Below are 9,759 nucleotides of genomic sequence, written 5' to 3'. Positions count from 1 at the left end.
AATATGTTCCTGTTTTGAATTTACGGATTGAGAAAATTTGTTTTGTTTCTTGATTCATGTGAATCTCCTTCATTTTTTTATCTAGTTTAATGACTTTTCGGTCATCAGTAGTTTTTTATTAAGCTTGTTTTTTACGGAAAACGTATCCTGCAACAGTTGATAGTGCTACACCAAGGAATGACAAGAGAGACTGCGCTTCCCCAGTATGTGGCAAGGTGGCTTTTTTACCGTCTGCCTTTGTGACTGAAATCGTTTTATCTGCATTCGTAACAGCCCCTACAGCTTCAGGAGTGACTAAAGAACCGTCACTTAGCTTTACTAGACCATTTTCAGTGCTGACAATTTTAACGCCTGTGTTGGTTTGAACGGGTGCTTCTGACGAAACATTTTGAACGACTTGACCAGTCACGCTGGAAGTTGTGCCAACTTGTGATTCCCTAACCTGGTTCGCTTGGTCTGTTGTTCGAGTCTCCTCTTTGAGTTTATTGTCTATATCGTCCTTTTCTTGTGGAGCGGGTTTAGGCAATTCTTTATCCTTCTCAGGATTCACTGGCTGGCTCGGTTCTGTTGCCTTACCTTCCTCCTTCGGCTTTTCAACATCACTCGGCTGAGCATCTGGTTTTTTGTTTTCACCAATAACACCATCTTTGGTAGATGGCTCAGCTGGAGCAGGTTTCGTTGTTTCTTTTCCAATCACAACTCCTGCATCTCCCCCTTTATCTGGAGCTTCTACACTTGTTCCTGGCTCACTAGAGCCAATTGTTACTCCATCTGCAGATACGTTTCCTGCAAACATCACAATCGAAGTTGCTACAACAGTAGCTAAACCAATGACTTGTTCTTTTTTCATTTCCATTTTCCTTTACATTTTTATTTACGACCAATAACATAGGTCAATTTCTTAGCACTTTCTGAATCAAACACACGATAAGTAACTACACCTAATCCAGAAACATTGCTTTCCGAAATTAAAACTGATCCATCTGCAGCTACATCTTCTACAAATGAAACATGACCATATGTAAAATCTGCTCCTGCTTGCCCTGGATAGAAACTAACTGCTGCATGTTTGGTTGGAGTATTCGTCACCTCATATCCTGATTGACTTTTCCAATCTCCACCATTCCCCATATACGGAGAGAATGATACACCAAACTCTTTTGCTCGATTATATACAAACCAAGTACACTGTCCATACGGATAAGAACTGGCAATAAAACCTGAAGTATTCATAGGTTTGTCCAATGTAAAACCTGCAGGAATTTCACTAGAAATTTGACCTGAAGCAACTTGAGCATTGCCTTTTACTTTACCCTTCTTCTTTTTACTGCTTTTCTTGCCCTGGTTTGAAATCGTACCTTTAAATACTTCCTGCCATTTTTTGGCATTCTTCTTTAAAGTTTCGGCTTTTGTCTGTCCATCCGATAAAGAAACCCCTTCGTAATGTTCTGACCAATACAAAGCTGCTTCCTCAGGACTCTTTGCGGTTTTTAAATAATCCTTAACCTTTTTCCAGTTGCCATTTAGCTCTTTACTCATTAAATCCAGTTCCACATCTGGATCTAATTTTCTCTCTCTAGCCAATGCCCAACGATTTCCGTTGACTTGATTAGACCAGCCAGACCACTGGAAATAGCCAGCGACACCTCCCCCTGTATTGATTGCTTCAGGATCAAATCCTGACTCTCGCTCAGCAACAGCTAATACTCCAGTCGCTCCTTCTAAAGTAGATTCTTCCTTCCCCATGAGCCAATTTAATATCTTAATGACATCCTTAGCCCTTTCTTCAGAAATATCTGTTTTAGAAGCAACTTCTTTAGCCGTTAAACTTGTTCCAACTCCAGTCGTTCCTTCACTTCCACCGCCTCCAGCAGAAGAAAATAAAAGAAACGACATCATGACTAGCGGCAGCATCACCCCCATCAATGGCATCAACAGCCATTTCTTTTTCATCTTCTACCTCCTAAAGCGATTCCGAAATTTTACTTCTGGCACAAATAGATTCTCTCTATCTGTCTTTATCTCAGGTTCTGAAAACGGAGAGTCCTCCACTTTTGATGGTGGTCTTACAATCGGTTTTCTCACTTCTGGAATTGATTTTGGCTCTGAAATCTCACGTGGCTCTTCAATTGGTCGTTTGACCTCTTGTTTAGGCGGACTGCTCTCTGATTTTTTACGTGTCTTATCTAAACGTTCTTCAACTTCCTCTGGCTCAACAGCTGGTGGTCTCACCTGTGGAGGAGAAGGTTCCTCTTTCATCATTTCTGGCTCTGACTGATAAGGCGAAAATGGCCGAGGCGCTGGATTGCGTTGTTCATTTTCCAATAGTTCTTCCACTCTTTCTACCTCATGTTCTGACTGAGGTGAAATAGGGGGCAAATTTGGTCTCTCAACAACTGGTTTCGGTGCCAAATCTTCCTCTTCTAAACGAGGGGGAATTTTGTTCCGTAGTCCAGGTACTTCTTCCTCTCGAAACGGCTGATCTGTCTCAAAATCTGGACGTTGAATTGGTTTTGGAACCATTTCAATACTTTCATCTGGCGAAACACCCCCTTCAGGGTTTCCTGCCCCAAAATCCGAAACAGGAGCTGGAGTAGGTGTGGGAACTTGAGTAGAAGGCCGACTCTTGTTTTTGAGCCAGTTCTTCCAATTCCCTTTTTGCATCCAACTCATCCTAGTTGCTTTGCCCTCTTCACCTTCATACTCCAGCTCATTTACTGATCCCTGCGTATTTAATCGTGGCAACTTATGAACCCAATCTTGAGCTACAGAAGTCACCCTATTCGCTGTGAGAATGCTGATAAGCCAGTCCCTCTTCTTCCAGAGAATAAAGAGGACAAGAGCTTTTAAAATCGTCCCTAAAATCAAATTGCCAGCTACAGCCTGAGTCAAAATCTCCCCTAGTTTATTGTAAAAATACAAAAACAAGACCGAGATAATAGACATAGAACCACTCAAACCCAGAGAGATTAACATTTTTTTATAAATATTAAAAAGAATGTTTTCAAACGTTGGAATCAACGACAATAGAATGGCTATTGGTGATAAGAAGACAATCAAAATAAACATTAACCTCATGACAAAAGCAAAGATGGCAAAACCATCAATCACCACTCCCATGACAAAAGATTCTATTACAGAGATAAAAGCATAAGTGAACTTCATACCCCAAGAATCTTTTAATGCATAGACTTTTGGTTTTTTCCTATCACCCGCAATCTTATCAATTTTTTGATCACCAATTTTAAAATCATCATCTCCATCATTGTAGAAAACCAAGCGTTTCAATTCCTCATCTTTGAGAATAATCTTTCCGCTTTTATCTTCACCATTCATATGGCTGTAAGGTGTCCAAATAGCTTTTAAAAAATATTGATCCAAAACAGCTGTCTGGTCTGAATGAATACCAGATAAACTCCCTGTGACCTTATTTGAAAGCTCATTTGTTACCGTCTCCACCGTATCATATAGAATTTCTGCCACATAGCCACTTTTACCTTGAATTGTGGTCTGAGTAAACAAGGCGCCACTAAACGCAAAAACTGCTAACAATTTCAACAGCGTTTTTACAAAAGAACCATTCCTGACAAAATACACATAAACTGCATAAGTTGCCATCATTATCCCTACAGGCATAAGCAAGCTATTCTTTAAATTCCCAAAGACTTGAGCCATTTCTCCAATTACAGTTCGAATTAAATCAGAAAGATTGCCAAGACCATTTGCAGCAGACAAAATTTCATAAATTCCTGCAAAAATTTTGAACTCAAACTTAGTAATCCAGAAAACAGCTTGAACAAATTTGTTGATTAGATAGAGTGTTTCTGAACCCAAACCCAAAAGATCATCACCAAACCAGACTTTACTAGTGAATTGATCCAAATGTTCTTTGACGCTCTTGTAATCTAAGCCAGTCAAGGTTTGTTGAGCTTCTTCATCCGCTAAAACGAAAAGACTAGTCCCCAGAACTACTAATCCCAGAAAACCAAGTAACCAAAACACTTTTCTTTTGTTAAACTTTTCATATAGTTTAATGTTTCCTCACCCCCTCTACAAAACAGCTTTAAGATCAGATTTTACAGTGTCAAACAGTTTCGTAATTTCAGGAAAAAGACCATCTACCGTGATGCGTTCTTTTCTACCAAACGTATCATAGTAGATACACTGACCCATTGTCATATTTCCAATCCATTCTCTAGTGGACTTAGTTACTGGAATTTTAAGATATTTCAGAACCTCTTCAATCTCATTCTTCTCCAGGAAGGCAAATACTGTACCAAAGCCAGTCGTATCATCTTCAGACTGAATATCATTGACAGACTGAGTAATGAATACAAGAAAGTTATTCTCTGAACGTCCAACACGTTTCATCATCTTGAGAATCTTCTTCCCTACTGAAGTCGAATTAAAGAACCAGGCTTCATCAAAGAACTCAATCGTTTCCTGATGCGGATTTTGCTTTCCAAATTTTGTACAAAAGTAACCCAAGGCATACATAACCGATAGACTCTTTCGCTCATCCTGAGTCAGCTCCAGATTGCTTGATGCTTCATTTGGAAGATTAAGACCTGTAATCTCCAAAATTGTGACCTTAGCATCTGTATCAATTCCCTCGTTTTTCCCATCTGAGAAACAAAGGGAAAGAATGGACTGCTCCACTGCAGAAATCAAAAACTCTCCTGCATCACGAATCGTCTCATTTTCATGTTCTTTGAGATCTTCAAAAACTTGAATCATCCCAACTTGCTGACCATCTTCCCTTAGAGCCAGGTATTTATCAAGCAATTTCAAATAAGCTGTTCGAATTTTAAGAGTATTCTCTTTACCTAACAAGGTATCAATCATACTATCCGCCAAGTCACGTGCCTCTCGACCTTTCAAGAATACCAATGGATCTAAGACCCCATAATTCTTTGGATCATTCGCATCCAACGTTACAAAGTCGATCGACTGGATATACTCTTGAATTTCTGGATAAATACCTTTCTCTTCATACTCTTTCAATACTGCTTGATATTGCCTTCGCATTTCTGCTTTCGGATCAATATACAAAGTTTTAGTTTTCAATAACGTATGATAAGTAAATAGCAATTTAGTCAGGTATGATTTTCCAGACCCCGTTTCACCAATAACAGCAACATGAGGATTGCTAGTCGTCTTATCTTTTACATTCAACTTATTTGCCTGAAGCAAATTTGTGAAAACAGCATTCGAGCTAGAGTCGATTGCTGCCTTATAATCTCCTTGCCAAGAGCCATTTTGATGATCGACCCGTCCTATGTACAAGCCAATATCTGTTCCCACTTTTTTAGTCATGAAAAACAAATTTTCACAAAATGCTTCTAAAGTCATCGCCTGAAGGAAATTCTTGTCTTTTCTTTCTAAGACTTCACCAATTCTTGTCTTATAGAAGAGATACAATTGATCCGCATTTGCTCTAACTACTTCTACCCCAATTTGATTGAGGTAGGCATAAAGTGCTTCATACTTATTCTTCAAGCCTTCCATTGTTTGATCGGTTACAATCAAAACATTCAAGTAAGAAACCAGGGCTTCTTCTTCATCCACCTTCCGTCTCAGATCTTCTAAAAGGAAGATGCTTTTTAAAACAGATGATTTCTGTACATCATCTGTTTCAGCTGCTTCTTGAGAGGTATTCTTTAGCCGTTTTCTAGCACGCTTGGCTTTTTCTGTCAGTGAAAAAACACCTTTCGGCAATGAAAACTGAACCTTAAAATTGCCCTCTACTGGAAAACGCAAATTCTGCAATTCCTCTTGCAAATGTAGATGAGACATGTTTTCTGGCACATGATTCACTGGTAACAAAGCAACATAACTAGATTGATCGAAATTTGTCAATTTTAAAATATTCACATTTTCAAATTCTATATTCACCTCATCCAAATTATCCATGGAATTCTGAACTATAGAAATTTCCGTGTTTTTATCATAAAATTGACCTCTTAGATACTGCAGGCGATTCAGAAAAATAGTTTCCCGAGTCGTTAAGAAGCGAATGTCTAAAAGAGATAGCGCATTTTCCAAAACTTCTCTTTGATTCTGATACCCTTTTTCCCAATCTTTGGGAACTACTTCTCCAATGCCAAAAGTAGATAAAATAGTCTTTCTTGCATTATCATAACCTTGCTTCACTACACTTTTTAAGTCCACCGATACATGAATCGACTTCAACGGGACAATCAAATAATATTGATACTCATACAAAGTGCCAATTGACTGTTCTAACTTCTCAATCGTGCCATTTAGGACATATTCCGCAAGAGAACCTGCACCGCTATCCCAATCAATATCCTGAGAAAGCTTTTTGAAATTTTCAACCAAATCTACATCAACTGGCAACATTTGAATCTCAAAATCATAATAAGCCCTAAGATTATTTAAGGCCGAATAAACAATTTTCTTAAACTCTTCCTTCGCAGCAGCATCCGTTGAATTGATGACCTTTGAAGGAATCCGATAAACTGCTAAAACAGAACCATCTGTCTTTAGCATTAAATTGTCTTTAATATCCCAAATCTGATTTTTCAATCATTCTCCTTTCTCTTTTTATGCTTTTCATAAACGATTCCTTTGTTGATATAAATACGATCTGACTTCAATCCATACATCACATAGAATTTAAGATAATCTATGATATAGAAAATCAGTGCTTTCCCATCTACAACTAGATCTGATAAAATTCTAGCCGCATAAAAGGCTGCCATACTAGCAAACATCCCTTTCAATCCAAAAGGGAAAGACTTAAACAATACATCCAATAAGACATAAAGTAGGGCAAATACCAACAAAAAATAAACAAGCAATGAAAATTTGATTGGAGCATCTAAAGACAGCCTATCATTCAATCGTTGAATCCAATAAGGCTGATTCAACGCTCGCTTGTAAGAATAAAGTTTCTTATCTTTTAATTCCTGTTCCATAACTAACTGTGACCAAAAATCTTAGCTATAATCGTTCCAACTTGACGCAAGACCTGTTCAGGATTTTTCACAAAATAATAAGCTGCTCCACCAATCAATAACGAAAATACAGCTTTACCAATTTTTTGCTCTCGGATGCCATCAATAAACTTCCATCCAGCAAAACCAGCAATCACCCAAACCAATACCGCTTCAACAAACCAATTAAATATTGCTTGTAAACCCATTTTCTACCTCATTTTCTTTCTATTTTTTCGCATAATCTTTTGGAATACCATGTTCCATCTTCGTAATAAAAAAGCTATCAGCTTTTTCTTCCAACTCAAACGTGAAATTCTCACTATGAGTTGTTCCAGCAATCTCTATTGTTGCCTGAATATAAGCTGTCACCTTCTTGCCATCCTTTTTGTAATAAGCATAATCTAACGTTTTAAAAACTGCTCCAGATATAGCTCTTACATCCTTTGCGACTGCATTTAGATTGTCTTGAGAAGTCGTATAGTTGTTGAAAAACAATTTGATAAAGTTATCTAACTTTTCCTGCTCTTCTTCCACAACTTCGTCTGTCGCCGTCAGATTCAAGGCATTCTTTTTATCTACTTCAGTCGCCTTGAAACTTTCCACTGCTTCAAACCAGGGAAGACCAGACACATAGAATCCTGTTTTGTTTTCTCCATAAGGAATTGAAAAATTCACCGTAATTCTAGTCTTTTCCGCACCTGTTTCATAAGTTACACGGTAAACAGCTACATCCTTCTTAATTTCTTGTACACGGGAAGAAATCAAGCTTGTAGGCTGTCTTAACTGACCTTGTGAGCGAACTTCTGGAATCACATCATAATAACTATTCAAACGTTCAATCTCTTCCTTTTGCAAAGACTCTTCACCTGAATAATTAAAATAGCTACTTACATAACCATTCAAGAATAACTCCAACCGATTATCTGTCTGATAACCATTATCGGTCTTCTCTACCACCTTCACAGTTGGCTTATTCGGCACTACTTGCCGTGTAAAAGTAACTATCACTGTTCCAGCAGCTAAACCAACCAACGCTAAAGTTCCACCCAAAAATAACAAATTAGCTATTCTTTGATTAACTTTTTTAGGTAATTTCATCTTAATCTTCTGCTTCTGATTGATTTTCTTCAAAAAACGTTTTTCTTTTTTCTCTTCTGTCATTTCTCTCCTTTTGCAACAATATTTTTCCGTCACAACGGAAATTTTAAATTATTTCCAATCTAATGGAAATATTCTTCATCTACATAAAATCCTTTCGGTGTATTTAGCACCACCCCCTTTTCAATATAACTATTTACAGCTGTTATCCAGCTACCTGCTTTATAAAAGAAATGAATAACAGAGCTAAATTCTGCCTGTTCTAGTAATTTCTCCATCAATTCTGCTTCATCTTTTGTCAAAAAACGATAAGTCCTTGTAGCAATGTCAACAAGCGATTTTCCTTGCTTTAACAAGCAACACACAACGAACTCATCTCCCTCATACAAATCAACAATAATTTTCTTCAAAAGATAGGCTTTCCCTAGAGTAAAAATCGTATCTACCCCCCATTCAGGAAAACCGCAAATAAAAAAGGACTCTTCATCAAGTCCTCTTTCATTTATTCTTTCCTGTACCTGTTCCTTTGTGAACTTCATCAAATCTAATTCACACAGAAAGCGTGATTGCCCATTCTCACGAACTCTTATATTTGCAAGCATAACTCACCTCATTTATTTTTATTTTCTAACAAAATATGATATTCTATTTTTAACGAAAGGAAACAGCACATGAAAATTGAAATTTTAATCAAAGGACTTACCAATCGAATAACAACTATAGACAATCTCACTAAAATTCAAATTAAAAACAATCTACCAATCGAAGAATTAGTATCATACGAAGATTTCCCATTAGATAGTATCAAAGAACTTTCGCTAGGACTGCTAGAATACAAATTCATCAGCGACACAAATATTGTCATTGTAAAAGGCGAAGACTTAAAAGCAATCATCATCACCAATCAAGACTAAAAGGCTATATGCCTTTTTTATTTTAACTTCCTAATCTCTTTCAAAAGAATAGCAACATTCACCAGATCATACTTATCTAAATTATTAGGATTACTCAATAACTCACTAAGATAGAGCAAACACTTATTTCTAACATCAACCACTACATCATTTGCCATTCAATTCACCTCAATATTCTTCTGCTTGTCTATTTAATTGTTCCAAGTCCTCAACAGTGAAGGAACCTGTGCCAATATAAGCAGAACCTTCCGACTCTACAATCTCAATCTGTTCATCATACGAACCAGACAAACCGATTTTTGTAAGTTTGCCAAAATAAAAAGGCAAACTAAACCATGCCTGCCTACCGTTTTGAGGATTCCTAATCAAAACCCTAGATTTACTCACTTACTAAACCTCTCTTTCTCTAAAATGTAAATAAAAAAAACACTCACCAAAACGATAAGTGCATACACTACTAATTATCATATTCTGATAACTCACCTTGAATTCTTTTTAAAACCCTTTGAATTTCTTCTGATTCCTTAATTACAAAATAATTTTCAGGTTAAATACTAATGACGTTTGATGAACCGCAAAACGGACAAATTTCATTGCTTTCAAATTTATCCCAAGGGTCAAGTCCATCGAATATCCTTGGATTTTCCTTTTCAGCATTTACTATATCTTGGTTTGTGTAGCCTTCCCATTGAGTCCCAATCAAATCCTCAGGCTCAATCCATCCTCTCAATGAGAAAGTAGCTCCACAATCCCGACATTCCACTTGCAACATTGCCATTTATTTT

General features: G+C 37.3%; 12 protein-coding genes. 1 reads left to right on the top strand and 11 read right to left on the bottom strand.

Annotated features, from left to right (window positions below):
* Positions 1-118 precede the first annotated feature (118 nt).
* The 8 genes from STRDD04_RS05315 to STRDD04_RS05280 are packed head-to-tail and all read right to left on the bottom strand — an operon-like array spanning position 119 to position 8,662.
* The gene (locus tag STRDD04_RS05315) at positions 119-850 is read right to left on the bottom strand and encodes an LPXTG cell wall anchor domain-containing protein (protein WP_062199980.1); all 732 of its coding nucleotides are present in this window, start codon (positions 848-850) and stop codon (positions 119-121) included.
* Between the two features lie 20 nt (positions 851-870).
* Positions 871-1,953 (bottom strand): phage tail tip lysozyme, encoded by a 1,083-nt coding sequence (locus STRDD04_RS05310; protein ID WP_062199978.1) that lies wholly within the window; start codon positions 1,951-1,953, stop codon positions 871-873.
* A 3-nt stretch (positions 1,954-1,956) separates the two neighbouring features.
* Positions 1,957-4,002 (bottom strand): hypothetical protein, encoded by a 2,046-nt coding sequence (locus tag STRDD04_RS05305; protein ID WP_062199976.1) that lies wholly within the window; start codon positions 4,000-4,002, stop codon positions 1,957-1,959.
* Positions 4,003-4,050: 48 nt separating this feature from the next.
* Complete coding sequence (locus STRDD04_RS05300) at positions 4,051-6,513, bottom strand: ATP-binding protein (RefSeq protein WP_062200578.1); 2,463 nt, start codon at positions 6,511-6,513, stop codon at positions 4,051-4,053.
* A 32-nt stretch (positions 6,514-6,545) separates the two neighbouring features.
* Positions 6,546-6,941, bottom strand: a complete 396-nt coding sequence (locus tag STRDD04_RS05295) for a TcpE family conjugal transfer membrane protein (RefSeq protein WP_062199974.1) — start codon at positions 6,939-6,941, stop codon at positions 6,546-6,548.
* A gap of 2 nt (positions 6,942-6,943) precedes the next feature.
* Positions 6,944-7,168 (bottom strand): TcpD family membrane protein, encoded by a 225-nt coding sequence (locus tag STRDD04_RS05290; protein WP_062199972.1) that lies wholly within the window; start codon positions 7,166-7,168, stop codon positions 6,944-6,946.
* A 19-nt stretch (positions 7,169-7,187) separates the two neighbouring features.
* Positions 7,188-8,123, bottom strand: coding sequence for a conjugal transfer protein (locus STRDD04_RS05285; protein ID WP_062199969.1), 936 nt, complete (start codon positions 8,121-8,123; stop codon positions 7,188-7,190).
* Between the two features lie 59 nt (positions 8,124-8,182).
* Complete coding sequence (locus STRDD04_RS05280; RefSeq protein WP_062199967.1) at positions 8,183-8,662, bottom strand: hypothetical protein; 480 nt, start codon at positions 8,660-8,662, stop codon at positions 8,183-8,185.
* 69 nt (positions 8,663-8,731) lie between these two features.
* On the opposite strand from STRDD04_RS05280, the gene STRDD04_RS05275 reads away from it, so the two are divergent.
* Positions 8,732-8,974 (top strand): hypothetical protein, encoded by a 243-nt coding sequence (locus tag STRDD04_RS05275; protein WP_062199965.1) that lies wholly within the window; start codon positions 8,732-8,734, stop codon positions 8,972-8,974.
* 17 nt (positions 8,975-8,991) lie between these two features.
* Here STRDD04_RS05275 and STRDD04_RS10945 read toward each other — a convergent pair whose 3' ends face one another.
* The 3 genes from STRDD04_RS10945 to STRDD04_RS05265 form a co-directional block, all read right to left on the bottom strand.
* Positions 8,992-9,132 (bottom strand): hypothetical protein, encoded by a 141-nt coding sequence (locus STRDD04_RS10945; protein ID WP_156469054.1) that lies wholly within the window; start codon positions 9,130-9,132, stop codon positions 8,992-8,994.
* Between the two features lie 10 nt (positions 9,133-9,142).
* On the bottom strand, positions 9,143-9,361 hold the full coding sequence (locus STRDD04_RS05270) for a hypothetical protein (protein WP_062199963.1): 219 nt from the start codon (positions 9,359-9,361) through the stop codon (positions 9,143-9,145).
* A gap of 160 nt (positions 9,362-9,521) precedes the next feature.
* Positions 9,522-9,752 carry a hypothetical protein gene (locus tag STRDD04_RS05265; RefSeq protein ID WP_062199961.1) on the bottom strand — a complete coding sequence of 77 codons (231 nt, stop codon included), beginning with the start codon at positions 9,750-9,752 and terminating at the stop codon, positions 9,522-9,524.
* Positions 9,753-9,759 lie beyond the last annotated feature (7 nt).

It is taken from the genome of Streptococcus sp. DD04 (assembly GCF_001578725.1).
Taxonomy (GTDB): Bacteria; Bacillota; Bacilli; order Lactobacillales; family Streptococcaceae; genus Streptococcus; species Streptococcus sinensis.
Note: the sequence above shows the minus strand (reverse complement) of the source record. Positions and strands in the feature narration are given on the sequence as shown.